Origin of the sequence: Pseudomonas medicaginis (assembly GCF_965119365.1) — a bacterium.
Classification (GTDB): domain Bacteria; phylum Pseudomonadota; class Gammaproteobacteria; order Pseudomonadales; family Pseudomonadaceae; genus Aquipseudomonas.
The window spans coordinates 5,446,001-5,471,859 of the sequence record NZ_OZ221631.1 but is presented as its reverse complement, the minus strand read 5'-3'; the positions used below and the strand labels follow the sequence as shown (position 1 = coordinate 5,471,859).

At 61.4% G+C, this 25,859-nt stretch carries 26 protein-coding genes; 24 read left to right on the top strand and 2 right to left on the bottom strand.

Annotated features, from left to right (window positions below):
• Positions 1-96 precede the first annotated feature (96 nt).
• The 4 genes from ACMTA2_RS23880 to ACMTA2_RS23865 are packed head-to-tail and all read left to right on the top strand — an operon-like array spanning position 97 to position 4,461.
• Positions 97-567 (top strand): (2Fe-2S)-binding protein, encoded by a 471-nt coding sequence (locus ACMTA2_RS23880; RefSeq protein ID WP_413792045.1) that lies wholly within the window; start codon positions 97-99, stop codon positions 565-567.
• Positions 564-2,879, top strand: coding sequence for a xanthine dehydrogenase family protein molybdopterin-binding subunit (locus ACMTA2_RS23875; RefSeq protein ID WP_413792044.1), 2,316 nt, complete (start codon positions 564-566; stop codon positions 2,877-2,879). The genes ACMTA2_RS23880 and ACMTA2_RS23875 overlap by 4 nt, the downstream gene beginning before the upstream one ends.
• A complete protein-coding gene (locus ACMTA2_RS23870) occupies positions 2,879-3,850 on the top strand; it encodes an XdhC family protein (RefSeq protein WP_413792043.1) in 972 nt (323 codons plus the stop codon). The genes ACMTA2_RS23875 and ACMTA2_RS23870 overlap by 1 nt, the downstream gene beginning before the upstream one ends.
• 20 nt (positions 3,851-3,870) lie before the next feature.
• The gene (locus tag ACMTA2_RS23865; RefSeq protein WP_413792042.1) at positions 3,871-4,461 is read left to right on the top strand and encodes a nucleotidyltransferase family protein; all 591 of its coding nucleotides are present in this window, start codon (positions 3,871-3,873) and stop codon (positions 4,459-4,461) included.
• Positions 4,462-4,864: 403 nt separating this feature from the next.
• Here ACMTA2_RS23865 and rne read toward each other — a convergent pair whose 3' ends face one another.
• Entirely contained in the window at positions 4,865-8,050 is a 3,186-nt protein-coding gene (gene rne, locus ACMTA2_RS23860) for a ribonuclease E (RefSeq protein ID WP_413792041.1), read from the bottom strand.
• 699 nt (positions 8,051-8,749) lie between these two features.
• On the opposite strand from rne, the gene rluC reads away from it, so the two are divergent.
• From rluC to ACMTA2_RS23845, 3 genes are read left to right on the top strand one after another with little or no spacing between them, the layout of a single operon-like run.
• The gene (gene rluC / locus ACMTA2_RS23855) at positions 8,750-9,706 is read left to right on the top strand and encodes a 23S rRNA pseudouridine(955/2504/2580) synthase RluC (RefSeq protein ID WP_413792040.1); all 957 of its coding nucleotides are present in this window, start codon (positions 8,750-8,752) and stop codon (positions 9,704-9,706) included.
• The gene (locus ACMTA2_RS23850) at positions 9,696-10,358 is read left to right on the top strand and encodes an HAD-IA family hydrolase (RefSeq protein ID WP_413792039.1); all 663 of its coding nucleotides are present in this window, start codon (positions 9,696-9,698) and stop codon (positions 10,356-10,358) included. Before rluC ends, ACMTA2_RS23850 begins: the two co-directional genes overlap by 11 nt.
• Positions 10,359-10,378: 20 nt before the next feature.
• The gene (locus ACMTA2_RS23845; protein WP_413792038.1) at positions 10,379-11,368 is read left to right on the top strand and encodes a S49 family peptidase; all 990 of its coding nucleotides are present in this window, start codon (positions 10,379-10,381) and stop codon (positions 11,366-11,368) included.
• A gap of 88 nt (positions 11,369-11,456) precedes the next feature.
• Here the strand turns inward: ACMTA2_RS23845 and ACMTA2_RS23840 are convergent, their stop codons facing one another.
• Positions 11,457-12,035, bottom strand: a complete 579-nt coding sequence (locus ACMTA2_RS23840) for a Maf family protein (RefSeq protein WP_413792037.1) — start codon at positions 12,033-12,035, stop codon at positions 11,457-11,459.
• Positions 12,036-12,140: 105 nt separating this feature from the next.
• Here ACMTA2_RS23840 and ACMTA2_RS23835 point away from each other — a divergent pair, with 105 nt between their 5' ends.
• From ACMTA2_RS23835 to ACMTA2_RS23755, 17 genes are all read left to right on the top strand, one after another.
• Entirely contained in the window at positions 12,141-12,668 is a 528-nt protein-coding gene (locus ACMTA2_RS23835; protein ID WP_003204262.1) for a YceD family protein, read from the top strand.
• A gap of 13 nt (positions 12,669-12,681) precedes the next feature.
• Positions 12,682-12,864, top strand: a complete 183-nt coding sequence (gene rpmF / locus ACMTA2_RS23830) for a 50S ribosomal protein L32 (RefSeq protein WP_003179396.1) — start codon at positions 12,682-12,684, stop codon at positions 12,862-12,864.
• 4 nt (positions 12,865-12,868) lie between these two features.
• A complete protein-coding gene (gene plsX, locus ACMTA2_RS23825) occupies positions 12,869-13,879 on the top strand; it encodes a phosphate acyltransferase PlsX (RefSeq protein WP_413792036.1) in 1,011 nt (336 codons plus the stop codon).
• 123 nt (positions 13,880-14,002) lie between these two features.
• Positions 14,003-14,941, top strand: a complete 939-nt coding sequence (fabD, locus tag ACMTA2_RS23820) for an ACP S-malonyltransferase (protein WP_413792035.1) — start codon at positions 14,003-14,005, stop codon at positions 14,939-14,941.
• 15 nt (positions 14,942-14,956) lie between these two features.
• Positions 14,957-15,700 (top strand): 3-oxoacyl-ACP reductase FabG, encoded by a 744-nt coding sequence (gene fabG, locus ACMTA2_RS23815; RefSeq protein ID WP_018613558.1) that lies wholly within the window; start codon positions 14,957-14,959, stop codon positions 15,698-15,700.
• Positions 15,701-15,891: 191 nt separating this feature from the next.
• The gene (gene acpP / locus ACMTA2_RS23810) at positions 15,892-16,128 is read left to right on the top strand and encodes an acyl carrier protein (RefSeq protein WP_003175607.1); all 237 of its coding nucleotides are present in this window, start codon (positions 15,892-15,894) and stop codon (positions 16,126-16,128) included.
• A gap of 108 nt (positions 16,129-16,236) precedes the next feature.
• On the top strand, positions 16,237-17,481 hold the full coding sequence (gene fabF / locus ACMTA2_RS23805) for a beta-ketoacyl-ACP synthase II (protein ID WP_186707195.1): 1,245 nt from the start codon (positions 16,237-16,239) through the stop codon (positions 17,479-17,481).
• Positions 17,481-18,296, top strand: a complete 816-nt coding sequence (gene pabC / locus ACMTA2_RS23800) for an aminodeoxychorismate lyase (protein WP_413792034.1) — start codon at positions 17,481-17,483, stop codon at positions 18,294-18,296. The genes fabF and pabC overlap by 1 nt, the downstream gene beginning before the upstream one ends.
• 3 nt (positions 18,297-18,299) lie before the next feature.
• Positions 18,300-19,448 (top strand): endolytic transglycosylase MltG, encoded by a 1,149-nt coding sequence (mltG, locus tag ACMTA2_RS23795; RefSeq protein ID WP_413792033.1) that lies wholly within the window; start codon positions 18,300-18,302, stop codon positions 19,446-19,448.
• A 20-nt stretch (positions 19,449-19,468) separates the two neighbouring features.
• The gene (gene tmk / locus ACMTA2_RS23790; protein WP_413792032.1) at positions 19,469-20,101 is read left to right on the top strand and encodes a dTMP kinase; all 633 of its coding nucleotides are present in this window, start codon (positions 19,469-19,471) and stop codon (positions 20,099-20,101) included.
• Positions 20,094-21,080 carry a DNA polymerase III subunit delta' gene (locus ACMTA2_RS23785; RefSeq protein ID WP_413792031.1) on the top strand — a complete coding sequence of 329 codons (987 nt, stop codon included), beginning with the start codon at positions 20,094-20,096 and terminating at the stop codon, positions 21,078-21,080. Before tmk ends, ACMTA2_RS23785 begins: the two co-directional genes overlap by 8 nt.
• A 38-nt stretch (positions 21,081-21,118) precedes the next feature.
• Positions 21,119-21,475, top strand: a complete 357-nt coding sequence (locus ACMTA2_RS23780) for a PilZ domain-containing protein (RefSeq protein WP_413792030.1) — start codon at positions 21,119-21,121, stop codon at positions 21,473-21,475.
• A gap of 11 nt (positions 21,476-21,486) precedes the next feature.
• A complete protein-coding gene (locus tag ACMTA2_RS23775) occupies positions 21,487-22,281 on the top strand; it encodes a TatD family hydrolase (protein ID WP_413792029.1) in 795 nt (264 codons plus the stop codon).
• Positions 22,282-22,665: 384 nt separating this feature from the next.
• The gene (locus tag ACMTA2_RS23770) at positions 22,666-23,304 is read left to right on the top strand and encodes a TetR/AcrR family transcriptional regulator (protein ID WP_060741238.1); all 639 of its coding nucleotides are present in this window, start codon (positions 22,666-22,668) and stop codon (positions 23,302-23,304) included.
• A 157-nt stretch (positions 23,305-23,461) separates the two neighbouring features.
• A complete protein-coding gene (locus ACMTA2_RS23765) occupies positions 23,462-24,430 on the top strand; it encodes a GTP 3',8-cyclase MoaA (protein ID WP_413792028.1) in 969 nt (322 codons plus the stop codon).
• Between the two features lie 232 nt (positions 24,431-24,662).
• Positions 24,663-25,268, top strand: coding sequence for a DUF4823 domain-containing protein (locus ACMTA2_RS23760; protein ID WP_072406309.1), 606 nt, complete (start codon positions 24,663-24,665; stop codon positions 25,266-25,268).
• A gap of 15 nt (positions 25,269-25,283) precedes the next feature.
• Positions 25,284-25,844, top strand: a complete 561-nt coding sequence (locus tag ACMTA2_RS23755; RefSeq protein WP_413792027.1) for a DUF1285 domain-containing protein — start codon at positions 25,284-25,286, stop codon at positions 25,842-25,844.
• Positions 25,845-25,859 lie beyond the last annotated feature (15 nt).

Here is a 25,859-nt window from a genome sequence, read left to right as displayed (position 1 = left end):
GAGCCTGACCAGCCTGAGTCAGTCTGCGACAACCGAACCGTCAACCCAGCGGCAGATTGCTCGACCCCATAACTCGATCACTATGCGGGCGTGCCCATGATTACCCTGAAACTCAATGGAAAAGACCATCAACTGGATGTGACCGAGGACATGCCGCTGCTGTGGGCTATCCGGGATGTGGCCGGTTACAACGGCACCAAATTCGGCTGCGGCATGGGCCTGTGCGGCGCCTGCACCATCCACATCGACGGCGCTCCGGCGCGCAGTTGCATCACGCCAATCGGCTCGGTGAAAGGGCAGGACGTCAGCACCATCGACGCGCTTCACGCCGATCCGGTCGGGCAAATCGTCCAGAAGGCCTGGCTCGACACAGCCGTGGCCCAGTGCGGTTATTGCCAGGGCGGGCAGATCATGTCCGCCACGGCGTTGCTCAAGACCAACCCTAATCCGAGTGATGAGCAGATCGAAGAAGCCATGGTTGGCAACATCTGCCGTTGCGGCACTTATAACCGGATCAAGACCGCGATCCGACAGGCTTCCACCCACCTGAAGGAGGCCAAGGCATGAGCCGCTTGCCCGATGATTTCGTCCTGAGCAACCTCAGCCGCCGTGGTTTTCTCAAAGGCGCGAGTGCCACCGGTGTGTTGGTGCTGGCGGCTACTTGGGGCTTGCCGGATGTCTTTGCCGAGGAAAAGAAATTCGGTGCCGAGGGCATGCCCCATGGCGCGGTCGATGACCCGAAGGTGTACGTGAGCATTGCCGCCGACGGCAGCGTGACCGTGATCTGCAATCGTTCGGAAATGGGCCAGGGCGTGCGCACCAGCCTGAGCATGGTCGTGGCCGATGAACTGGAAGCCGACTGGGCGCGCGTCAAGGTGCAACAGGCGCCGGCCGATGAGGCGCGTTTCGGCAACCAGGACACCGACGGTTCGCGCAGCATGCGTCACTGGTACGAGCCGATGCGCCGTTGCGGGGCCGCCGCCCGGACCATGCTGGAACTGGCCGCCGCCGCACAGTGGAAGGTGCCGGTGGGTGAATGCCGTGCGCAACTGCACACAGTGCTGCACCAGCCGTCGGGGCGTGAACTGGGCTATGGCGAACTGGCCGCCGCCGCCAGTGCCCTGCCGGTGCCGGCCCGTGACAGCTTGCGTCTCAAGCAGCCATCCGAGTTCCGCTACATCGGCAAGGAAGCGAGCCGGGCCATCGATGGCGCGGACATCGTCAATGGTCGTGCCGTGTTTGGTGCCGATGTGCATTTCGAGGGCATGCTCTATGCGGTCATCGCGCGTCCGCCGGTCTATGGCGGCAAGGTCAAGCTTGTGGACAGCAGCGCGGCGCTGAAGGTACCCGGCGTGGTCAAGGTGGTCCAGATCGAGGGGCGCCCGCTGCCCTCGGAATTCCAGCCGTTGGGCGGCGTGGCGGTGGTGGCGAAGAACACCTGGGCGGCCATCAAGGGCCGCGAAGCCCTGAAGATCCAGTGGGATGACGGCCCGAATGCCGGCTATGACTCCATTGCCTATCGCAAGGAGTTGGAAGCGGCAGCCCTCAAGCCCGGAAAAGTGGTGCGCAGCAGCGGCGACCTCGACGATGCGCTGGCCAAGGCTGATTCGACGTTGGAAGCGTCGTATTACTTGCCGCACCTGTCCCAATCACCGATGGAACCGATGGTTGCCGTCGCCCGGTTCAAGGACGGCCAATGCGAGGCCTGGGCACCGAGCCAGGCCCCCCAGGTGACCCGTGAACGTGTCGCTGAACGCCTGGGCATTCCTTTCGAGAAGGTCACGGTGAACATCACGTTGTTGGGCGGCGGTTTCGGACGCAAGTCCAAACCCGACTTTGTCGTCGAAGCGGCCGTGCTCGCCAAGGAGTTTCCCGGTCAGGCAATACGGGTGCAATGGACCCGTGAAGACGACATCCATCACTCGTATTTCCACACGGTCTCGGCCGAATACCTCAAGGCTGGCCTGAACCAGGACGGCATGCCGTCCGGCTGGTTGCACCGCACCGTGGCCCCGAGCATCACCGCATTGTTTGCGCCGGGCATGACCCACGAGGCGCCGTTCGAAATAGGCATGGGCGTGACCAACATGGCTTACGCCATCCCGAACCTGCGCCTGGAAAACCCCGAAGCGGTGGCCCATGCCCGGGTGGGTTGGTATCGCTCGGTGTCGAACATTCCCCACGGGTTCGCGATCCAGAGTTTCATCGACGAATTGGCCCACAAGGCCGGCCAGGATCCTTTGAAGTACCAGGTCAAATTGCTGGGGCCGGACCGTAAGATCGACCCGCGCACCTTGAGCGAAGAATGGAACTACGGCGAATCCCCCGAGCGTTATCCGATTGATACGGCGCGCATTCGCACGGTGCTGGAAACCGCTGCGAAGGCCGCCGGTTGGGGCCGGGAACTGCCCAAGGGCCGTGGCCTGGGGTTGGCGGTGCACTACAGTTTCGTCACCTACGTGGCGGCGGTGCTCGAGGTGGAGGTCAAGGACGATGGCACGGTGATCGTGCACAAGGCGGATATCGCCGTGGATTGCGGTCCGCAGATCAACCCCGAGCGCATCCGCTCCCAATTCGAAGGCGCCTGTGTCATGGGCCTGGGCAACGCGATGGTGGGCGAAATCAGTTTCAAGGACGGCAAGGTGCAGCAGGACAATTTCCATATGTACGAAGTGGCGCGCATGTCCCTGGCGCCCAAGGAAGTGGCCGTGCATCTGGTCACGCCACCGGGCGAGGTGCCGTTGGGCGGTGTCGGCGAGCCGGGTGTGCCGCCGATTGCGCCTGCGCTGTGCAACGCGATTTTCGCCGCCACTGGCAAGCGTATCCGTAGCCTGCCTGTACGCTATCAGTTGCAAGGCTGGCAGCAGGCGAAGGCCTGATGGACAGCGTTGATCTGAACGTCCTGCGCAGCGTGTTTGAGTGGCGTCGCGCCGGACAACGAGTGGTGTTGTTCACCGTGGTCCAGACCTGGGGCACCGCGCCCAGGCCACCGGGGGCGATGTTGGCCTTGCGCGAAGATGGCGTGGTGATTGGTTCGGTGTCGGGTGGTTGTGTCGAGGATGACCTGATCGCCCGGCTGCATGACGGCCGTATTCCGGCGGACGCTCCGCCGGTGCAACTGATCACCTATGGCGTCACCCGTGAAGAAGCGGCGCGTTTCGGCCTGCCGTGCGGCGGCACCCTGCGCCTGACGGAAGAGCGGGTGGGCGATCCACAGTGGATCGCGCAGTTGCTGGAACGTTGCGAAGCCCATGAGATTGTCGCCCGTGAGCTGACAGTCGCCAGCGGCAACGTGGTCCTGACCCCGGCCAGCAAGACCGACGCCCTGGTGTTCGATGGGCAGGTGCTGCGGGCCATATACGGCCCACGTTGGCGGCTGTTGCTGATCGGCGCCGGGCAACTGTCGCGCTACGTGGCGGAAATGGCCCGGTTGCTGGACTTCGAAGTGCTGATTTGCGATCCGCGCAAGGAGTTTGTCTATGGTTGGGAAGAGCAGCATGGCCGCTTCGTCTCGGGGATGCCCGACGAAGCGGTGTTGAGTATCCAGACCGACGAGCGCACGGCCATTGTGGCCCTGACCCATGATCCTCGCCTGGACGACATGGCGCTGCTTACGGCTCTGGACTCCAAGGCTTTTTATGTCGGCGCCCTGGGTTCGCGGGTCAACAGCCAGAAACGCCGGGACAACTTGGCTCAGCTAGGCTTGTCAGCAGAGGCCATTGAACGCTTGCATGGACCGATCGGATTGCACATCGGTAGCCACACCCCGGCGGAAATCGCCTTGTCGCTACTGGCCGAGATCGTGGCCATCAAGAACGGCGTGGAACTGCGGCAGAAAAAGCCTCTGTAAGCCGTGGGCAAGGAGGGCGTATGAACGAGTCGATTGGGGTGATCATTCTGGCGGCTGGAGCGGGCAGTCGTTTCCGCCAGATTGCAGGCCCCGGCAAGGATAAATTGCTCGCCGATTGCACTGGGCGTGACGGTGCCGTGCGTTCGGTGATCGAGCAGGTGCTGGTGAATCTGCCAGCCTTTCTGGAAAAGCGCGTGCTGGTGACGAGCAAGGACCGGCCACAAGTCGTCCGCATGGCCCAGGCCTATGGATGCGACATCGTGGAGCTGGACTCCCCGGGCCTGGGCGACAGCATTGCCGCGGGCGTCCAGGCCTGCCCGGATCTTGATGGCTGGCTGATGGTGCTGGGCGACATGCCCTTTATCCTGCCGTCGAGCATCGAACAGGTGGTGGCGGGGATTCGTGCGGACGGCATCAGCGTGCCGGTCCTGGCGGGTGAGTACGGGCATCCAGTGGGATTCGGTCGTGAGTTAGCGCCGAAATTGATGGCGCTGACCGGCGATCGGGGAGCCAGGATATTGTTTGCCGCAGCGCAAGTGGTCGAAGTGCCGGTGGATGACCCTGGCGTGACGTGGGATGTCGATGTGCCAGAGGCACTGGCCTTCAAATAACAGGCGACGCAGAACCCTGTGGGAGCGAGCTTGCTCGCGAAAGCGGTCTGACTTCAGCATTGATGCAAGCTGACCCGGTGCCATCGCGAGCAAGCTCGCTCCCACATTGGATTTTCAGTGGGCATCAGTCTTGGGCCCGGCCCCATCTCCCATATTGGATCTTCAGCGGATATAAGACTTGTGCCTGGTCCCGGCCCTTGTGGGAGCGAGCTTGCTCGCGAAAGCGGTCTGACTTCAGCATTGATGCAAGCTGACCCGGCGCCATCGCGAGCCAGCTCGCTCCCACATTGGATCTTCAGTGGCATAAGTTTTGTGCCTGGTCCCAATCCCTGCGGATAAGTATGAAGGCATAAAAAAGCCCCGCCTGGCGTTACCAGGCGGGGCTTTTTACTGGGCGGTGGAATCAGGCGTGAGGTTTAGGCTCGTGCTCTTTTTCCAGGGCTTCAGTGTGACGCGGAGCGATTTCTTCAGCGACGTGCTGAGGTTCGTCGAACGTCGGAGCCGGTTCAACCGGAGTTTCGGCGACCGGGGCAGGGGCTGCCTCGGCGACTTCTTCCACGGCTGGAGCTGGCTCGGCAGCAGGTGCTTGAGCGGCGGCTTGTTCGGCTTCCTTCTGCAGACGCTCGGCTTCACGCTTGCGACGACGCACTTCACGGGGATCGTTCGGTGCACGGCCATTTGCGGTCAGGGCGCTGGCAGGTGCTGGCTCTTCAACCTGGGCAGGTGCTTCGGCAACCACGGGCGCTTCGACCACTGGAGCAGGTTCGACCACTTCTGGTTCGACCGCCTTCACGAGCTCTGGTGTCGGCTCAGGCTCGGCAACGGGGGCCGGTGCGGCCGGTTCGGCAGTCCAGTTGAACGCAGTCTGCTCTTCGCGGACAGGCTCTGGGGCCTTTTCCTCGGCCGGTGCTTCGAAGGCCGGCTCAGCAGCTACCACTGGCTGCTCGACAACCGGTGCAGGCTCGGCGACCACTTCAGTTTCAGCAACCTGGGCTTCATGGGTCGGAGCGAGCTCCACTTCTGGCGAGGCGGTGGCCTCTACCGGGGTGGTGGCTTCGATCGCAGGGGCTTCAACCGGCGCGCTTTGCACCGCATCGGTGGCGCGTTCGGCTTGTTCGTGAGCCTGGGCTTCGGCTGGGGCACTGATCGCGCTGCTGGCAACGGCCGCAGTCACGGCCAGGCCGGCGGCCAGGTCGGCAGCGCTTGGCGCTTCAGTGTTTTCGGTGGACTCGGACTCTTCCGAACCTTCGATCACGTTGCCGTTGGCGTCGCGCTGACGCTCACGACGGTTGCTGCGACGACGCTGGCCACGGGAGCGGCGGCGTGGACGATCGCCTTCGGCGGTGTCCTGGCCGTCTTCCTGCAACTGCTCTTCGGTGTTCAGCACTTCCTCTTCGCTGGCAGCGGCGGCTGCCTGCTCGGCGCGTGGCTGGCGCTCTTCACGTGGCGGACGCGGTGCACGTTCTTCACGCGGCTGGCGGGCCGGACGCTCTTCAGCGGTGGCGGCGGCGGCAGCCGGGGCGGCATCCAGTGGCTCGCGCAGTTCGCGAACACGTTCTTCACGCTCGCCACGTGGCTTGCGATCTTCACGCGGTGCGCGCGGCTGACGTTCTTCACGCGGCGGACGCGGTGCACGCTCTTCGCGGGCTACGGCTGGCGCTTCCTCACGGACTTCGCGTGGCTGACGCTCTTCACGCGGCTCACGTGGCGCGCGTTCTTCACGCGGTGCACGTTCTTCGCGAGGCTTGCGTTCTTCGTCGCGACGACCGTTGCGGTTGCGGGTCTGTTGGCGACCGTTACGGCGTTCTTCGTTGCGGGCAGGGCGCTCGGTAGCGGCAGGCTTGGCGACGACGGCCGGGGCAGCGGGCTCTTCCTTGGTGGCGAACAGGCTGACCAGTGACTTCACCAGGCCTTTGAACAGGCTTGGCTCTGGTGCAGCGGCCGGGGCGGCAACCGGAGCAACCACTTCGGTCGGAACCGGAGCGTTGGCGCGGGCCGGTGCGGTCTTGACCGCGGCTTCCTGACGAACCAACGTGCGCGTGGCGGCGGCCGGCTGGACTTCTTCCACTTCGGCAGCGGCAGCAGCGATTTCGTAGCTGGACTGGTTGGTGTGGGCTTCCGGGCTGTCATCGCGCAGGCGCTGCACTTCGAAGTGCGGCGTCTCGAGGTGATCGTTCGGCAGGATGACAATGCGGGCACGGGTACGCAGTTCGATCTTGGTGATCGAGTTGCGTTTTTCGTTGAGCAGGAACGCGGCCACCGGGATCGGCACTTGGGCGCGCACTTCGGCGGTGCGGTCTTTCAGGGCTTCTTCTTCGATCAGGCGCAGGATCGCCAGGGACAGCGATTCGACGTCACGGATGATGCCGGTGCCGTTGCAACGCGGGCAAACGATGCCGCTGCTTTCGCCCAGGGACGGACGCAGGCGCTGACGGGACATTTCCAACAGACCGAAGCGCGAGATGCGACCGACCTGTACGCGGGCGCGGTCGGCTTCCAGGCATTCACGGACCTTTTCTTCCACGGCGCGCTGGTTCTTGGCCGGGGTCATGTCGATGAAGTCGATGACGATCAGGCCGCCGATGTCGCGCAGGCGCAACTGACGGGCGATTTCCTCGGCCGCTTCAAGGTTGGTCTGCAGGGCGGTTTCTTCGATGTCGCTGCCTTTGGTGGCGCGCGCCGAGTTGATGTCGATGGACACCAGGGCTTCGGTCGGGTCGATGACGATGGAGCCGCCCGACGGCAGTTCGACGACGCGCTGGAAGGCGGTCTCGATCTGGCTTTCGATCTGGAAACGGTTGAACAGCGGAACACTGTCTTCGTAGAGCTTGATCTTGCTGGCGTACTGCGGCATCACCTGGCGAATGAAGGTCAGGGCTTCGTCCTGGGCTTCGACGCTGTCGATCAGCACTTCGCCGATGTCCTGGCGCAGGTAATCGCGGATAGCGCGGATGATCACGTTGCTTTCCTGGTAGATCAGGAATGGCGCGGAGCGATCCAGCGAGGCTTCTTTGATGGCGGTCCACAGTTGCAGCAGGTAATCGAGGTCCCACTGCATTTCTTCGCTGCTGCGACCCAGGCCGGCCGTGCGCACGATCAGGCCCATGTCGGCAGGTGCGACCAGGCCGTTGAGGGCTTCGCGCAGTTCGTTGCGTTCTTCGCCTTCGATACGGCGGGAGATACCGCCGGCACGCGGGTTGTTCGGCATCAGGACCAGGTAACGGCCGGCCAGGCTGATGAAGGTGGTCAGGGCGGCGCCCTTGTTGCCACGTTCTTCTTTTTCAACCTGGACGATGACTTCCTGGCCTTCGCTCAGGACGTCCTTGATGTTGACGCGGCCTTCAGGGGCCTTCTTGAAGTATTCGCGGGAGATTTCTTTGAGGGGCAGGAAGCCGTGGCGCTCGGAGCCGAAATCGACAAAGGCAGCCTCAAGGCTTGGTTCGATGCGAGTAATCCGGCCTTTATAGATGTTGGCCTTCTTCTGCTCGCGTGCACCGGATTCGATATCCAGGTCGTAGAGGCGCTGGCCGTCTACCAGTGCAACACGCAACTCTTCGGGTTGAGTTGCGTTAATCAGCATTCTTTTCATGTAGTACCGTCGGTTTCCGGGCTGCCGGAAACGGCGTTCGGCACACACGACTTCTCACGGTCGGTGTCAGGTGCGTCCTGGAGATGGCAGGGCCACTCCAGTGTCCAGCGAGTTCGGCCCAATGATGGCGAAGTCGCGACGGACGCGTCCTGCTTGCTGGTACTCAAGCACTCAGTCAGGAGGAGGAATCAACCGGCGTCTGTGGACGAGATGAAGCGTCTAAATATAAGCCTAGTGCTACACAGTCCGACGGTTGTACGTCTCCACCCTACACGTATCCCTGATAATTCGGGTGCTGCCGCGCGCAGAATCCGCAGCGGGTTGGCATTTACCGTGAGCTCCGGAAGGGGAGGTCACGCATCATGGCTAATTTAGGCGTTGTTTCCGAAGCTCTCGCTCGGGGTCGTTCGCAGCTGACTGCACTTTGTGAACTGGCCGTGAATGTGGCGCGCAAGGCGAGTCAAAACTCTGCTTTGCGGCGTATTTCAGGCCTCATGTCACCTGCGCTCGTTACACCTGAAAACTCTACCGTTACGTAGCGAAAGCCCCGTAGGACGGCCTCTCGTCCTCGTGAATTGCGTTGGTCAGGGCCGGTTTTTGACCGCTGGTCCACTGTCCAGCCACTTTTGGCGGCGTTCGCGACTATAGCAGCAATGATTAAGTGCTTCAATTCCATAAAAAATTGTTATGATCGCCGCCATGACAACTACTGCCCCTTCGACCCCTGGCGTTCAACTGCTCGAGGTCTCGCCGGAATATGCCGGCCAACGAATCGATAATTTCCTGCTGGCCCGGCTCAAAGGCGTGCCCAAGACCTTGATCTACCGCATTTTGCGCAAAGGCGAAGTGCGGGTGAACAAAGGTCGGATCAAGCCCGAATACAAGCTCCAGGCCGGTGACGTCGTGCGTGTACCGCCGGTTCGCGTGCCCGAGCGCGATGAGCCGGTCCCCCTGGCCCAGGGATTGTTGCAACGCCTCGAAGCCTCGATCGTCTATGAAGACAAGGCCCTGATCGTGATCAACAAGCCCGCGGGCATTGCTGTTCACGGCGGCAGCGGCCTGAATTTCGGCGTGATCGAAGCCTTTCGTCAATTGCGCCCGGACGCCAAGGAGCTGGAACTGGTCCATCGCCTCGACCGCGACACCTCCGGCCTGCTGATGATTGCCAAGAAACGCAGCATGTTGCGCCACCTGCACGAGCAATTGCGCGGTGATGGTGTCGACAAGCGCTACATGGCACTGGTGCGTGGCCGCTGGGAAACTTCCATCAAGCAAGTCCGTGCGCCGTTGCTCAAGAGCAACCTGCGTTCCGGCGAGCGCATGGTCGAAGTCAACGAGGAGGGCAAGGAAGCGCTGACGGTGTTCAAGGTGTTGCGTCGCTTCGACGACTTCGCCACCTTGATCGAGGCCAAGCCGGTGACGGGGCGTACGCACCAGATCCGCGTCCATACCCTGCATGCTGGCCACTGCATTGCCGGTGACAGCAAATACGGCGATGACGATTTCACCAAGGAAATCCGCGACCTGGGCGGCAAGCGCCTGTTTCTTCACGCCTATATGCTCACCGTGCCGCTGCCCGATGGCGGCGAGTTGAAATTGCAGGCCCCGGTGGATGACATGTGGGCCAAGACCGTGGAGCGGCTGAGTGCATCCTGACTACAAATTGCTGATATTCGATTGGGACGGCACTCTTGCCAATTCCATCGGTCGGATCGTGGAGTCGATGCATGTCGCCTCGGATCGTTCGGGGTTTGCCCGGTGCGACGATTTTGCGGTGAAAGGCATTATTGGCCTTGGATTGCCGGAAGCGATCCGCAGTTTGTACCCCGGGATTGGCGACGATGAGCTGGTGGTTTTTCGCCAGCACTATGCCGATCACTACATTGCGCTGGAAGCCGAACCTTCACCGTTGTTCGAGGGCGTGGTTCATACCCTTGAAACCTTGAAGGGCGAGGGTTACCGCTTGGCAGTCGCGACCGGCAAGGCTCGTCGAGGGCTGGATCGGGTATTGAGGGCCCATGGTTGGGAAGATTATTTCGATATCACCCGTGCCGCCGATGAGACGGCCAGCAAGCCGCACCCGTTGATGCTCGAGCAGATACTGGCCCATTGCGAGGTGCCGCCTGCGCAGGCGTTGATGGTGGGGGATTCCTCATTCGACCTGCAGATGGCGCGCAATGCTGGCATGGGCTCGGTGGCTGTGAGCTATGGTGCTCAGTCCATCGAGGCACTCAAGGCGTTCGAGCCGCGACTGGCGATCGACCATTTTCCTGAATTGCACGCCTGGCTGAGCCAGCGCGCCGATTAAAGTCTGTTGAGGAAGCATGTATGACCGATGAATGGAAGGCACCGGCCAAGGCGAGCGCTGACAACGGTGACGATAAAAGCTGGAAGCTGCTGGAGAAAACCCTGCTGGCCGGGGTGGAGGAGCAGCGTCGTGCGCGTCGCTGGGGGATTTTCTTCAAGTGCCTGGTCTTTATCTATCTGTTTTTCGGCTTGGCGATGATCTTCCAGGTCCTTGATGGGAAGAAGGGTCCGGGAGGTGGTTCGGCCTATACGGCGGTCATTGACATCGAGGGCATGATTGCCGACAAGGAAGCGGCCAGCGCGGACAACATCATCGGCAGCCTGCGGGCCGCGTTCGACGATGCGAAAGTCAAAGGGGTGGTACTGCGCATCAACAGTCCGGGTGGCAGCCCGGTGCAGGCCGGCTACGTCTATGACGAAATCGTCCGCTTGCGAGCGGCGCATCCGGAAATCAAGGTCTATGCGGTGATTTCCGATCTCGGTGCCTCCGGTGCCTATTACATCGCCAGTGCGGCGGACCAGATCTATGCCGACAAGGCCAGCCTGGTGGGTTCCATTGGTGTGACGGCGGCGGGTTATGGCTTTGTCGAGACGTTGGGCAAATTGGGGGTGGAGCGTCGGGTCTATACCGCGGGCGAGCACAAATCCTTCCTCGATCCGTTCCAACCGCAAAAGCCTGAAGAGACGGCATTCTGGCAGGGTGTGCTTGACACCACTCATAAGCAGTTCATCGCCAGCGTCAAGAAAGGGCGGGGCGAGCGGCTGAAAGACAAGGAGCATCCAGAGCTGTTCTCTGGGTTGGTCTGGTCGGGCGAGCAGGCGTTGCCGCTGGGCTTGATCGATGGTCTGGGCAGTGCCAGTTCGGTGGCTCGGGACGTGATTGGCGAGAAAGAACTGGTGGACTTCACCGTCGAAGAGTCGCCGATCGACCGCTTCTCGAAAAAACTGGGGGCCAGCATCGCCCAGCACCTGGCGATGTGGATGGGGTTCCAGGGGCCGGCGTTGCGCTGATTGTCTTGGGGTTTCAATGCGGGGAGGCTGAGAGCCTCCCTTGCCACAAGTTTTGTAGTTGTCAGTGGTTGCGCTCAATACCCGCGCTTCAGGGGATTTGCACGCCCTCGACCAGCAACATATCCACGAGGCGAATCAGTGGCAGCCCGATCAGGCTGGTGGCGTCCGGCCCTTCGGTGCTCTGGAACAGGCTTACGCCCAGTCCCTCGGCCTTGAAGCTGCCAGCGCAGTCATAGGGCTGTTCGGCTCGCAGGTAGCGTTCGACGCGTCCCGGGTCCAGGGTGCGCATATTCACGGTAAACGGAATGCAGTCGACCTGGCAGGCGCCGGTCTGGCTGTTGAGCAGTGCCAGGCCGGTCAGGAATGTGACCCTGGTGCCGCTGGCGGCCAGCAGTTGCTCGCGTGCATTCTCGAAGGTGTGGGGCTTGCCCAGGATGCGCTCGCCGAGCACGGCGACCTGGTCTGAGCCGATGATCAGGTGCCCTGGGTGGCGGCTGGCCAATGCCCGGGCTTTTTCCTGCGCCAGGCGTTTGACCAGTTCGAGAGCAGGTTCGCCGGGGCGATGGCTTTCGTCGATATCGGGTGAACTGCAGACGAACGGCAGTCCCAGGCGGGCGAGCAATTCCCGACGATAGACCGAGCTTGAGGCAAGTAATAAAGGCAGCATAGGCATCTCCAGGAGGCAGGTGCGAATTCTAGCGAGGCATGCAAGTGACGGACAGGGCTGAATTTCCTTTGACATGGGCGGGGGCATCCCTATAATGCTGCGCCTATGTTGAATGACCCGATTCCACCTCACGTTGACCCGCGCAAATTGGCTGACCGTGGCACCACCCTTCAAGGTGAACTGCTGCTGGCCGATTTGAAGAGACTCTGCGACCCGCTTTCCGACGATGTCGGTACGGTCCAGGCCAAATTCGTTTTTGAACGAGATGAACGTAAATCTGTGGTAATCCACAGCTTTATCGACACTGAAGTCAAAATGGTTTGCCAGCGTTGTCTTGAGCTGGTCACCCTGCCGATCCACAGCGAATGCAGTTACGCCGTGGTAAAGGAGGGTGCGAATACCCAGTCGTTGCCGAAAGGTTATGACGTGCTGGAACTGGGCGAAGATCCATTGGATCTGCAGTCACTGATCGAGGAGGAGCTTCTGCTCGCCTTGCCCATTGTGCCTGCTCATCATCCGGAAGAATGCCAGCAGCCGGCGGGAGCAGATGAGCCCGAACCGAGCGAGGACGAGGTAACGCGGTCCAACCCGTTCAGTGTATTGGCGCAGTTAAAGCGTGACCCAAACGTTTAGGAGTTAATCAATTATGGCTGTTCAGCAGAACAAAAAATCCCGCTCTGCCCGTGACATGCGCCGTTCGCACGACGCGCTCGAGGCTAGCACCCTGTCCGTAGAAAAGACCACCGGTGAAGTTCACCTGCGTCACCACGTATCGCCAGAAGGCGTCTACCGTGGCCGTAAAGTGATCGACAAGGGCGCCGACGAGTAATCACTTGTCCGCTCAAGTCATCGCGATTGACGCAATGGGCGGGGACTTCGGTCCCCGCAGCATTGTTCAGGCCAGCCTTGCTTGTCTGAATGCAACACCCTCGCTGCACCTGACCCTCGTCGGTCAATCCCCCCTTTTAGAAGAGATGCTCAGCGGCCAGTCAGCTGTGGATCGCGCGCGCCTGACGATTGCCCCGGCGTCCGAAATCATCACCATGGACGAAAAGCCGGCCCAGGCCCTGCGCGGCAAGCCTGACGCCTCGATGCGGGTAGCCCTTGAGCTGCTGCGCGATGGCAAGGTCCAGGCCTGTGTCAGCGCGGGCAATACCGGTGCGCTGATGGCATTGTCCCGCTATGTACTCAAGACCTTGCCGGGTATCGACCGGCCCGCGATGGTGGCGGCGATTCCGACCCAGCGTGGGTTTTGTCAGTTGCTCGACCTGGGGGCGAATGTCGATTGCAGTGCCGAGCATTTGCTGCAGTTTGCGGTGATGGGTTCGGTCGCGGCTGAAACCCTGGGCGTCGTGCGTCCTCGGGTAGCGCTGTTGAACATCGGTACCGAAGACATCAAGGGCAACCAGCAGGTCAAGCTGGCGGCCACGTTGTTGCAGGCTGCGCGGGGTATCAACTACATCGGTTTCGTCGAGGGCGATGGCTTGTACCGTGGCGAGGCTGATGTGGTGGTCTGTGATGGCTTCGTTGGCAATATCCTGCTCAAGTCCAGCGAGGGGCTGGCGACCATGATCGGCCAGCGCATCGAGACCTTGTTCAGGCAAAGCCTGGCCTCGCGGGTGGTAGGCGCCCTGGCGCTGCCGCTGATGCGTCGGTTGCAAGCGGACCTGGCGCCGGCGCGGCACAATGGTGCGAGTTTCCTCGGGCTGCAAGGCATCGTGATCAAGAGCCACGGTTCGGCGGGTGTGCAGGGTTTTCAGAGTGCGATCAACCGAGCGGTGATCGAGATCCAGGAGAACCTGCCGGAGCGCTTGCACGGGCGCCTCGAAGATTTGTTGACTTAGGCATTTTCGTCCGACAATGCTTAAATGTGACCGGTCGGTTCAACCCGCCATCCAACGTTCAGTTTGCTAGCGCCCCCAGGGGCGTCAATTTTTGACGACAAGATCATTAGGGGCTTTGTTTTCATGTCTGCTTCCCTCGCATTCGTCTTTCCAGGACAGGGCTCGCAGTCCCTCGGCATGCTGGCCGAGCTGGGCGCGCAATACCCGCTGATCCTCGAAACATTCAAAGAAGCTTCCGACGCTCTCGGCTATGACTTGTGGGCATTGACCCAGCAAGGGCCGGAAGCACAGCTCAATCAAACCGATAAAACCCAGCCGGCCATCCTCACCGCTTCGGTCGCCTTGTGGCGCCTGTGGCTGGCTGAAGGCGGCGCGCGCCCGGCGTTCGTCGCCGGACACAGCCTGGGTGAATACAGTGCCCTCGTGGCGGCCGGCAGCCTGAGCCTGGGCGCCGCGGTGAAACTGGTGGAACGTCGCGGCCAGTTGATGCAGGAAGCCGTTCCGGCCGGGCAAGGCGGCATGGCCGCGATCCTCGGTCTGGAAGATGCCGATGTGCTGGCCGCCTGTGCCGAAGCGGCGCAAGGCGATGTGGTCAGCGCGGTGAACTTCAACTCCCCGGGCCAGGTGGTCATCGCCGGTGCCAAGGCGGCAGTCGAGCGTGCCATCGAGGGCTGCAAGGCCCGTGGTGCCAAGCGCGCCATGCCACTGCCAGTGAGCGTGCCCTCGCACTGCGAGCTGATGCGTCCGGCCGCCGAGCGCTTTGCCGAATCCATCGCCGCCATCGATTGGCAGGCCCCGCAGATTCCCGTGGTGCAGAATGTCAGCGCCAACGTGGCGCCGGACCTCGAGACCCTCAAGCGTGATCTGCTGGAACAACTCTACAAGCCGGTTCGCTGGGTCGAATCGGTGCAGACCCTGGCAGCCAAGGGCGCGACCGAACTGGTCGAATGCGGCCCTGGCAAAGTGCTGGCAGGCCTGAACAAACGCTGCGCCGAAGGCGTGTCGACTTCCAACCTCAATACCCCAGATGCCTTCGCTGCCGCCCGTGCAGCGCAGGCCTGAACAGGAGAAGCTTGCATGAGTCTGCAAGGTAAAGTTGCACTGGTGACCGGTGCAAGCCGCGGCATCGGCCAGGCCATCGCCCTGGAACTGGGTCGTCAAGGCGCCATCGTCATCGGCACCGCGACTTCCGCTTCGGGCGCCGAGCGTATCGCCGCGACCCTGAAGGAAAACGGCATCCAAGGCACTGGCCTTGAGCTGAACGTGACCAGCGACGAATCCGTCGCGGCGGTGCTGGCAAGCATTCAGGAGCAGTTCGGTGCGCCGGCGATCCTGGTCAATAATGCCGGTATCACCCGCGATAACCTGATGATGCGCATGAAAGATGATGAATGGTTCGACGTGGTCGACACCAACCTGAACAGCCTGTACCGGCTGTCCAAGGGCGTTCTGCGCGGCATGACCAAGGCTCGCTGGGGTCGAATTATCAGTATCGGCTCGGTTGTGGGTGCCATGGGCAACGCAGGCCAAGTAAACTATGCTGCGGCGAAGGCCGGTCTGGAAGGTTTCAGCCGTGCGCTGGCGCGTGAAGTGGGTTCGCGCTCGATTACGGTAAACTCGGTTGCACCGGGTTTCATCGACACCGACATGACCCGTGAACTGCCGGAAGCACAACGTGAAGCCTTGTTGACACAGATTCCGCTGGGTCGTCTGGGGCAAGCTCAAGAAATCGCGTCCGTGGTCGCTTTTCTTGCGTCGGACGGTGCGGCATACGTGACCGGGGCTACAATCCCGGTGAACGGCGGGATGTACATGAGTTAAATGTGACGGATTGCTTCAAAAAAATGTCATACGAGCTGTCTAAAATCCGTTATAAAGCTGCAACCAATTTATAGACGGCGGGCCGCGGGGTTTGAGGAGTGAAGCTTTCGGTTGAAAAACCGAAAAGTTCTTCTATACACTTACCCACCGGCCAGCTGCCTGAATTTGTCCATTAGGAGTGAAAACAAGGTATGAGCACCATCGAAGAGCGCGTCAAGAAAATCGTTGCCGAGCAACTGGGCGTTAAAGAAGAAGAAGTTGTGAACACCGCTTCCTTCGTTGAAGACCTGGGTGCCGACTCCCTTGACACCGTTGAGCTGGTGATGGCTCTGGAAGAGGAATTCGAGACCGAGATTCCTGACGAAGAAGCTGAGAAGATCACTACTGTACAAGCTGCTATCGACTACGTTACCAGCCACCAGGCGTAATCGTATTCAGTCGTCGCTAGCTGTCATGGAAAAACCGCACTGCCGTCACGGCGTGCGGTTTTTTCTTTAGGCCTGATGCAAAGTCGTCATTAGAAAAAGGAGAGTGCTGTGTCGCGTAGACGCGTCGTAGTCACCGGTATGGGTATGTTGTCGCCACTGGGCACGGATGTGCCGAGCAGTTGGCAGGGCATTCTGGCCGGCCGCAGTGGCATTGGTCTGATCGAACACACCGACCTTTCTGCCTATTCCACCCGTTTTGGCGGCTCGGTAAAGGGCTTCAATGTCGAGGAATACCTGTCGGTCAAGGAAGCCCGCAAGCTCGACCTGTTCATTCAATACGGCTTGGCAGCCGGTTTCCAGGCAGTGCGCAATGCTGGCCTGGAAGTCACCGATGCCAACCGCGAACGCATCGGCGTGGCCATGGGCTCGGGTATTGGCGGCTTGACCAATATCGAAGAAACCAGCCGCACGTTGCACGAATCGGGGCCACGACGGATTTCTCCGTTCTTTGTGCCGGGTTCGATCATCAACATGATTTCCGGTTTCCTGTCCATCCACCTGGGTGCCCAGGGGCCCAACTACGCCATCGCCACGGCGTGCACCACCGGTACCCACTGCATTGGCATGGCCGCGCGCAACATCATGTACGACGAAGCCGACGTGATGATTGCCGGTGGCGCTGAAATGGCTGCTTGCGGCCTCGGCATGGGCGGTTTCGGCGCGTCCCGTGCGCTGTCGACCCGTAACGACGAGCCCGCCCGTGCGAGCCGTCCGTGGGACAAGGGGCGCGATGGCTTCGTGTTGTCCGACGGTGCCGGTGCGCTGGTGCTCGAGGAACTGGAGCACGCCAAGGCGCGCGGCGCGACCATCTATGCCGAACTGATCGGTTTTGGCACCAGTGGCGATGCGTACCACATGACCTCGCCACCGGCCGATGGCGCCGGTGCGGCCCGTTGCATCGCCAACGCCTTGCGTGACGCGAAGCTCAACGGCGAACAGGTGCAGTACATCAACGCCCACGGCACCTCGACCCCGGCCGGCGACCTGGCCGAAGCCCAGGCGATCAAGACCGTGTTCGGCGAGCACGCCTACAAGCTGGCGGTCAGTTCGACCAAGTCCATGACCGGTCACCTGCTGGGTGCGGCAGGGGCGGTGGAGGCGATCTTCAGTGTACTGGCAATCAACAGCCAGACGGCGCCGCCGACCATCAACCTCGATGAGCCGGACGACGGCTGCGACCTGGACTTCGTGCCGCACACTGCCCGCAGCATGGACATCGACGTGGTGTTGTCCAACTCCTTCGGCTTTGGTGGGACCAACGGTTCGCTGGTGTTCCGCCGGTTCGCCGGTTGATGGACAGCTGGGTCGACGGTCAGCCGGCGGACGTCCTGTCGCTGAAAGATCGCGGCCTGGCTTACGGCGATGGGTTGTTCGAGACCATTGCCGTGCATGCTGGCAACCCGGTGCTGCTGGAGCGCCACCTTCAGCGTCTGGAAGCGGGTTGCCGGCGGTTGACGCTCAACGTCGACATGAGCGCGTTGAGCACAGAGTTGAACGCCTACGCCCGCGGCCTGGGCGATGGCGTGCTGAAGCTGATCGTGACCCGTGGCGACAGTCAGCGCGGGTATGCCGCCGATCCTTCGGCGCCGGCCAGGCGCATCCTGCAAGGGAGCCCGCCAGCCGCTTATCCCGGCGCCCATGCCGAACAAGGCATCGACCTGTTTCCCTGTACCGTGCGTTTGTCGGAGCAGCCCTTGCTTGCCGGTCTCAAGCACCTCAATCGCCTGGAACAAGTGCTGGCCCGCGCCGAATGGCGCGATGCGCAGTATGCCGAAGGCCTGATGCTGGATGTGTCCGGGCGGGTGATCGAAGGTGTATTCAGCAACCTGTTCCTGGTGCGCGATGGGGTCTTGTTCACCGCTGACCTGAGCCGTTGTGGCGTGGCCGGTGTGATGCGCGCGGAATTATTGTTTCAAGCCAAGTCCCAGGGCATTGCCACCCAAGTCACCGACATCAGCCTCGAACAACTGCACCAGGCCGAGGAGGTCTTCGTCTGCAACAGCGTTTATGGCGTGTGGCCTGTACGCGGATGCGGTTCGGCGCGCTGGTCGGTTGGCCCGCTCACCCGTAAACTGCAGACCCTTGCCCGTGCGCTATTGGATGCTTGATTCGTGAGACGTAAATTCTTGCTGCTGCTGGAGACCGGACTGGTCCTGGCAGGGCTATTGTTGGGGGCTTCGGCCTGGAAGATTCATTCGGCGCTGCAACAGCCGCTGAACATCACCCAGGAAGAATTGCTGGACGTGCCCAACGGGACCACCCCGACTGGAACCCTCAAGCGCCTCGAAGCCGATGGCCTGATCAGGGACGCCTTCTGGCTGCGAATCTATTGGCGCTTCAATCTTGCCGGCCAACCGTTGCACTCCGGCGAATACCGGATGGTACCGGGCATGACCATGGAAGGGCTGATCGGTGTCTGGAAGCGCGGTGAAGTGGTGCAGTACAGCGTGACGCTGGTGGAGGGCTGGAATTTCCGTCAGGTGCGCGCCGCATTGGCCAAGGATGAAAAGCTCCAGCAGACCCTCACCGACTTGAGCGACAGCCAGGTCATGGACCGTCTGGGGCATTCAGGGGTATTTCCCGAAGGCCGGTTCTTCCCGGACACTTATCGCTTCGTGCGCGGTACCTCCGATGTCGAACTGCTGAAGAAAGCCTACGATCGCCTGGAAGACGTGCTCGCCAAGGAGTGGGCACAGCGTGCCGCCGATGTGCCGTACACCTTGCCTTACCAGGCACTGATCATGGCGTCCCTGGTGGAGAAGGAAACCGGTGTGCCCCAGGAGCGCGGGCAGATTGCCGGCGTCTTCGTGCGGCGCATGCGCCTGGGCATGCTGCTGCAGACCGATCCCACGGTGATCTACGGCCTGGGCGAGCGCTACACCGGCAAGCTCACCCGCGCCCATCTGAAAGAAGAAAACCCCTATAACACCTATCTGATCCCGGGCTTGCCGCCGACGCCGATTGCGATGGTGGGGCGCGAAGCGATTCATGCCGCGCTGAACCCGGCGCCGGGCAACAGCCTTTACTTTGTCGCCCGTGGCGATGGCAGCCATGTGTTTTCCGATGACCTGGAGTCGCACAACAACGCGGTGCGCGAGTTCCAGCTCAAGCGCCGTGCCGACTATCGCTCCAGCCCGGCCCCGGCAGCGCCGGACGAACAGGTGCCGACCCCGGCGGCATCGCCCGACACGGCACCCGAACCGGTGCCCCAGGTGCCGGCCCCCGAACCGGACGCCAGCGAGCCACCGAGCCCGCAATGACTTTGATTGAGGATCGCCCTGTGACTGGCTTGTTTATAACGCTGGAAGGCCCGGAAGGCGCCGGCAAGAGCACCAACCGCGAATACCTGGCCGAACGCCTGCGGGCCGCAGGCATCGAGGTCGTATTGACCCGTGAGCCGGGCGGTACGCCGCTGGCCGAGCGCATTCGCGAGGTATTGCTGGCGCCTCTCGAAGAAGTCATGAACCCTGACACTGAGCTGCTGCTGGTATTCGCTGCCAGGGCGCAGCATCTGGCCGAGGTGATTCGCCCGGCGCTGGCCCGTGGCGCCGTGGTCCTTTGCGATCGTTTTACCGATTCGACCTATGCCTACCAGGGCGGCGGCCGCGGTTTGTCCGTGGAACGCATCGCTGCGCTGGAAACCTTCGTCCAGGGTGAGCTGCGGCCAGACCTGACCCTGGTGTTCGACCTGCCGGTGGAAATCGGCCTGGCCCGGGCCAGCGCCCGCGGCCGGCTGGATCGTTTCGAGCTTGAGGGCCGGGATTTCTTCAATGCCGTGCGCAATGCCTTCCTGGCGCGCGCCAAGGCCGATCCGGCGCGTTACCTGCTGATCGATGCCGCGCAGCCGCTGACCCAGGTCCAGCAGTCCCTGGATGACTTGCTGCCACGTTTGCTGGAGCGTGTCCGTGGCTGAAGCCTATCCCTGGCAAGACGGTCTCTGGCAGCAACTGGCCGGTCGTGCCCAGCATGCCCATGCCTATCTGCTGCACGGCCCGGTCGGCATTGGCAAGCGGGCACTGGCCGAGCGGCTGATGGCCAGCCTGTTGTGCCAGCGTCCAGGTGTCTCGAACGCCTGCGGAGAATGCAAGTCCTGCCTGCTGCTCAAGGCCGGCAGCCACCCCGACAATTACGTGCTGGAGCCGGAAGAGGCGGACAAGGCCATCAAGGTCGACCAGGTTCGCGACCTGGTCAGCTTCGTGGTCCAGACTTCGCAGATGGGCGGGCGCAAAGTGGTGCTGATCGAGCCGGTCGAGTCGATGAACATCAACGCCGCCAACGCCTTGCTCAAAAGCCTCGAAGAGCCTTCCGGCGATACAGTATTGCTGCTGGTCAGCCACCAGCCGAGTCGCCTGCTGCCGACCATCAAGAGTCGCTGCGTGCAACAGGCCTGTCCGCTGCCGAGCGAGGCGATGAGCTTGCAGTGGCTGGCCGGGGCCTTGCCTGACAACACTGAACAAGAGCGTGTCGAGTTGCTGACCCTCGCGGCCGGTTCGCCCCTGGCGGCTGTCAGCCTTCAGGCCCAGGGCGTGCGTGAACAGCGGGCCTTGGTGGTGGATGGGGTCAAGAAGCTGCTCAAGCAGCAGCAATCCCCCACGCAACTGGCCGAGGGATGGAACGCCATTCCGTTACTGCTGCTGTTTGACTGGTTCTGCGACTGGTCGAGCCTGATCCTGCGTTACCAGTTGACCGAAGACGAGGCCGGTCTGGGGTTGGCGGACATGCGCAAGGTGATCCAGTACCTGGCGCAAAAAAGCAGCCAGGATAAAATCTTGAACATTCAGGACTGGATTCTTGCCCAACGTCAGAAGGTGCTGAGCAAGGCGAACCTCAATCGGGTACTGTTGCTCGAGGCGCTGTTGGTGCAATGGGCGAGTTTGCCTGGTCGAAACTGACAGACACTAAACTCAGCTCAATCGCAGCGGAGATCAGCATGAACGAACCTGTCAGTCCTGGCCCACGCAATGGCATCTTGTCCCTGACGATCAAGGACAAGTCGGTGCTTTACGCCGCCTACATGCCCTTCATCAAGAACGGCGGCCTGTTCATTCCCACCAACAAGAATTATCGCTTGGGCGATGAAGTGTTCATGCTCTTGAGCCTGATGGAGGAGCCGGAGAAAATTCCGGTCGCCGGCAAGGTGATCTGGCTGACGCCAAAGGGCGCCCAAGGCAATCGGGCCGCCGGCGTGGGCGTGCAGTTCAGCGACGGCGACAATTCGGCCCGCAACCAGATCGAAACCCATTTGGCCGGCTCCCTGAAGTCCGACCGTCCCACCCATACGATGTAGCCCGGCCTTTTATGCTTGTAGATTCCCATTGTCACCTTGACCGTCTCGACCTCGCTGCCCACGGCGGCTCCCTGGATGCTGCGCTGGACGCGGCACGTGAACGGGGTGTCGGTCATTTCTTGTGCATCGGCGTCAGCGCCGACAACGCCGCCGACGTCAAGGCCTTGGCCGAACGTTATGCCGATGTCGATTGTTCGGTCGGTGTCCACCCGCTGGATGTCCAGCCCGACGCCGCGCCGGCGCTTGATTGGCTGTTGCGTGAGCTCGATCATCCACGGGTGGTCGCCATTGGCGAAACCGGCCTGGACTATCACTACGAGCCGGAAGCCGCCGACGTTCAGCAGGCGTCGTTCCGGCTGCACCTGGAGGCAGCCCGGCAGACCGGCAAGCCGGTGATCATCCACACCCGTGGCGCCCGCGCCGATACCCTGGCCTTGCTGCGTGACGCCGCGCTGCCCCAGGCTGGCGTATTGCATTGTTTCACCGAAGACTGGGACATGGCCAAGGCCGCCCTGGACATGGGCTATTACATTTCCTTGTCCGGGATTGTCACGTTCCGCAACGCCGATGCCCTGCGTGACGTTGCCAGCCGGGTGCCGGCGGATCGGCTGTTGGTGGAAACCGACTCGCCTTACCTGGCGCCGATCCCGTATCGCGGCAAGCCGAACCTCCCTCAATACGTACGGGAAGTGGCGGAGTTTCTAGCAATGTTGCGCGGTGAGACCTACGAGCGGTTTGCGGAGCAGACGACGGAAAATTTTAAGAAGTTGTTTCCGCTGGCTCACGTCAGTCCGGGGCAGGCCTGAATTTCATGCAAAAAAAACCCGGGTTCTGGGGGGTGAATCCGGGTTAAGACCATTAGGAGTAAAACAAAGGCACGCGGTCCGTTGGTACCTTTATCAGCGCGTCACTTGGGGGAGATGTCGCGCCGACAGTTCAAGTATTGATCAGTATGCCAACGCGTCCAGTCGGGCCGGGGCGGTTTTTAAACAAATTTGGAATACGCTCGCTTCGGATAGGTTCTCACCGTCGACAAAGCGCGCCAGCGCGGCGCATTGGCGCGGGAAACGGCGAGGCGGGTGTGCACGGTTTTGTGAAGAACAGCGGCCGAGAACGGATGATCCGTGCATTTTTGCGTAAGTTAGGCATAATACCCGGCTTCGAATTTTGACCCTTCAGACCTTTTTCTTATGCACAAAGAACCCCGTAAGGTCCGTGAGTTTCGCCGCCGCGAGCAGGAAATTCTCGACACCGCGCTCAAGCTGTTCCTCGACCAGGGTGAAGACAGTGTCACCGTCGAGATGATTGCGGATGCCGTGGGTATCGGCAAAGGCACGATTTATAAACATTTCAAATCCAAGGCGGAGATCTACCTGCGCCTGATGCTCGACTACGAGCGCGATTTGAACGAGCTGCTGCATTCGGCCGATGTGGACAAGGACAAGGAGGCCCTGTCCCGGGCCTACTTCGAGTTCCGCATGCGCGACCCGCAGCGCTACCGCTTGTTCGACCGCCTGGAAGAGAAGGTGGTCAAGGGCAATCAGGTGCCGGAAATGGTCGAGGAGTTGCACAAGATCCGCGCTTCCAACTTCGAACGCCTGACCCTGCTGATCAAGGGCCGGATCAGCGAGGGCAAGCTCGAAGACGTGCCGCCTTATTTCCATTACTGTGCCGCCTGGGCGTTGGTGCATGGCGCGGTGGCGCTGTATCACTCGCCTTTCTGGAGCAACGTGCTGGAAGACCAGGAAGGATTTTTCCAGTTCCTGATGGACATTGGCGTGCGCATGGGCAACAAGCGCAAGCGCGACACCGACGTCCCGAGCAACTGACTGCCCGCACCGGCAACAAGACATTCAGCTGCCTTATTGCGCCATGTCCGCTTACATGGCGCAGTGCCCCAGTAATATACTCAGGCTTGGGGCTTGCGGAATCTTGATTTCTAGGTCAATTTTTGCGGGTCCGATTTTTCTCGTGCCGGAGTGATCCATGATCGTTGACCGTCAAGGCAGGCGTTTCCGTAATCTGCGGATCAGCCTGACCTCAGCCTGCAATTACGCCTGTACCTATTGCGTGCCTGACGGCAAGCGGTTGGTGGCTGCGCAGGATGAACTGTCGGCCGAGGCCATGGCGCGTGGCGTGGCCTATTTGATCGAGGCCGCCGGTATCGAGCGGCTACGCATCACAGGCGGCGAACCGCTGGTCAGCCCCAAGCTCGAGCGTTTCATGACGGCGGTGGGGCAGATGGGGCTGGACGACATCAGCCTGACCACCAATGGGCAGCTACTGGCGAAGAAGCTGCCATTGCTGGTGGACGCCGGAATTCGTCGCATCAACGTTTCCCTCGACACCCTGGACCCTGCTGCGTTTCGCAGTATCGCCCGCGGCGGCGACCTGGCGACCGTGCTCGATGGCATGGAACAGGCCCGGGCCGCCGGGCTGAAGATCAAGGTCAACATGGTGCCGCTGCGCGGGCAGAACCTGGACCAGGTGATGCCTTTGCTCGAGTACTGCCTGGCGCGTGGCTATGAACTGCGTTTCATCGAGTTGATGCGCATGGGGCACCTGGCCAGCGACTCCAACGCCTTCCTGCAGCAGTTCGTCAGCCTCCAGCAACTGCTCAGCCTGATCGGCGACCAGTACGAATACCTGCAAGCCGATGCGCCGGTGGATGCCACGGCGGTGCGCTATGAGATCCCGGGGCTGGGCTATTTTGGTGTGATTGCCAACGAAAGCGTCCCGTTTTGCCGTACCTGCTCGCGGCTGCGACTGTCCTCAACGGGCTGGTTGCACGGGTGCCTGTCGTCGAGTAACCGTCACTTCGTCGGCGACCTGTTGGACAAACCACGCCATCAGGCCTTGCCGGCGCTTCAGCGCTTGTTGGTCAAGGCGCTGGGGGACAAGCAGGAGGTGGCATTCTCCGGCGGCGCAACCATCATGAAAATCATCGGCGGCTGAATAAGGCTTTTGTGGCGAGGGGATTTGTCCCCGCGGGTTGCACAGCAACCCCAAGAACTATCGCCTCGGAGAATCAGGTCGAGTATTTCTATCCTTTGGGGGGCTTCGCACCCAGCGGGGATAAATCCCCTCGCCACAGGAATAACGAACCGTCCCTCCGATCAAGATGGCGCAAAAGCTGCATCCCACGACCATTCGCCGGTTTTCCGACACCGGTTTTTGGAGGGATAGGATGCGTAGTCTGGTTTTGCTGCTGGCCGTTCTGGTGCTTGGCGGTTGCATGAATGTCAGCGACATGGGAGAAGGCGTTCGTTACCACATGAGCGATGCCGGCCTGCTGGACCATAGCGACAGCCGTCGGGTGAACAACCTGCGTATTCAGCCAGACTCGTTCATCTACATCGCCCAGGGCGCCTTCGCCCCGCCGGGCAGTGCCTATCCGCGTCCCAATGTCGTGGCCGAAGAAGCCTTCAATGGCTTCATCGAATATTTCCCCATGGTCCGTCGCGCCCGTGTTCCCGAAGGCCTTGACCAGGCCATGGGCGAAGCCCGTGCCGCCGGGGCCCATTACCTGTTGTACACTCGGTTCGCCAAGGCCGATAACCGCATCGGCAACTCCGACGAATGGCTGGATGAAGAAGCCGTGGATCGCCTGGGTGTCGATACCAGCGTAATTCAAATCATGTTGATCGAGACCAGCACCCAGTATTTGATTGATACTGCACGGATCAAAAGTCGTGGCGGTTTACTGACGTTGCACGACAAACAGCCCCAAGACCTCATCGCCACGCCGTTGCGTGAATACGCTCGCAGCCTGCTGGGGATGAGCGACGAGTAACTACAAGGAGTCACCATGAGCGGACCGCAAAAAGCCAATGACTTGCTGGGGCAGATCCCCAAGACCAAAGGCCTGCCACCGGTCCACTTGTGGAACCCTGACTTCTGCGGCGACATCGACATGCGCATCGCCCGGGACGGCACCTGGTACTACCTGGGCACGCCCATCGGACGAAAACCGATGGTCAAGCTGTTCTCCACCATCATCCGCCGCGATGGCGATGATTATTTCCTGATCACCCCTGTGGAAAAAGTCGGCATCAAGGTCGATGATGCCCCCTTCGTTGCCGTGACCCTTGAGGTCGAAGGGCAGGGGGAAGGGCAGTTGTTGCGTTTCACCACCCATGTCGAGGAAACCACTGAGGCCGGTGCCGAGCATCCGCTGCGGGTGGTGATCGATCCCCAGACCCAGGAACCGGCGCCCTACGTGCATGTGCGCAGCAATCTTGAAGCGCTGATCCATCGTAATGTGTTCTATCAACTGGTGGAGCTGGCGGTCAGCCGCGAGATCGACGGGCAGCGCTGGTTGGGTGTGTGGAGCGGCGGCGAGTTCTTCCCCATAGGCTTGGAACCGTAAACCCTGTGGGAGCGA

Bases quoted from the DNA above. Each gene is read 5' to 3' on its own strand.
- ACMTA2_RS23880 (WP_413792045.1), top strand. From the start codon at position 97: ATGATTACCCTGAAACTCAATGGAAAAGACCATCAACTGGATGTGACC.
- ACMTA2_RS23875 (WP_413792044.1), top strand. From the start codon at position 564: ATGAGCCGCTTGCCCGATGATTTCGTCCTGAGCAACCTCAGCCGCCGT.
- ACMTA2_RS23870 (WP_413792043.1), top strand. From the start codon at position 2,879: ATGGACAGCGTTGATCTGAACGTCCTGCGCAGCGTGTTTGAGTGGCGT.
- ACMTA2_RS23865 (WP_413792042.1), top strand. From the start codon at position 3,871: ATGAACGAGTCGATTGGGGTGATCATTCTGGCGGCTGGAGCGGGCAGT.
- rne (WP_413792041.1), bottom strand. From the start codon at position 8,050: ATGAAAAGAATGCTGATTAACGCAACTCAACCCGAAGAGTTGCGTGTT.
- rluC (WP_413792040.1), top strand. From the start codon at position 8,750: ATGACAACTACTGCCCCTTCGACCCCTGGCGTTCAACTGCTCGAGGTC.
- ACMTA2_RS23845 (WP_413792038.1), top strand. From the start codon at position 10,379: ATGACCGATGAATGGAAGGCACCGGCCAAGGCGAGCGCTGACAACGGT.
- ACMTA2_RS23840 (WP_413792037.1), bottom strand. From the start codon at position 12,035: ATGCTGCCTTTATTACTTGCCTCAAGCTCGGTCTATCGTCGGGAATTG.
- ACMTA2_RS23835 (WP_003204262.1), top strand. From the start codon at position 12,141: ATGTTGAATGACCCGATTCCACCTCACGTTGACCCGCGCAAATTGGCT.
- rpmF (WP_003179396.1), top strand. From the start codon at position 12,682: ATGGCTGTTCAGCAGAACAAAAAATCCCGCTCTGCCCGTGACATGCGC.
- fabD (WP_413792035.1), top strand. From the start codon at position 14,003: ATGTCTGCTTCCCTCGCATTCGTCTTTCCAGGACAGGGCTCGCAGTCC.
- fabG (WP_018613558.1), top strand. From the start codon at position 14,957: ATGAGTCTGCAAGGTAAAGTTGCACTGGTGACCGGTGCAAGCCGCGGC.
- acpP (WP_003175607.1), top strand. From the start codon at position 15,892: ATGAGCACCATCGAAGAGCGCGTCAAGAAAATCGTTGCCGAGCAACTG.
- pabC (WP_413792034.1), top strand. From the start codon at position 17,481: ATGGACAGCTGGGTCGACGGTCAGCCGGCGGACGTCCTGTCGCTGAAA.
- ACMTA2_RS23780 (WP_413792030.1), top strand. From the start codon at position 21,119: ATGAACGAACCTGTCAGTCCTGGCCCACGCAATGGCATCTTGTCCCTG.
- ACMTA2_RS23775 (WP_413792029.1), top strand. From the start codon at position 21,487: ATGCTTGTAGATTCCCATTGTCACCTTGACCGTCTCGACCTCGCTGCC.
- ACMTA2_RS23770 (WP_060741238.1), top strand. From the start codon at position 22,666: ATGCACAAAGAACCCCGTAAGGTCCGTGAGTTTCGCCGCCGCGAGCAG.
- ACMTA2_RS23765 (WP_413792028.1), top strand. From the start codon at position 23,462: ATGATCGTTGACCGTCAAGGCAGGCGTTTCCGTAATCTGCGGATCAGC.
- ACMTA2_RS23760 (WP_072406309.1), top strand. From the start codon at position 24,663: ATGCGTAGTCTGGTTTTGCTGCTGGCCGTTCTGGTGCTTGGCGGTTGC.
- ACMTA2_RS23755 (WP_413792027.1), top strand. From the start codon at position 25,284: ATGAGCGGACCGCAAAAAGCCAATGACTTGCTGGGGCAGATCCCCAAG.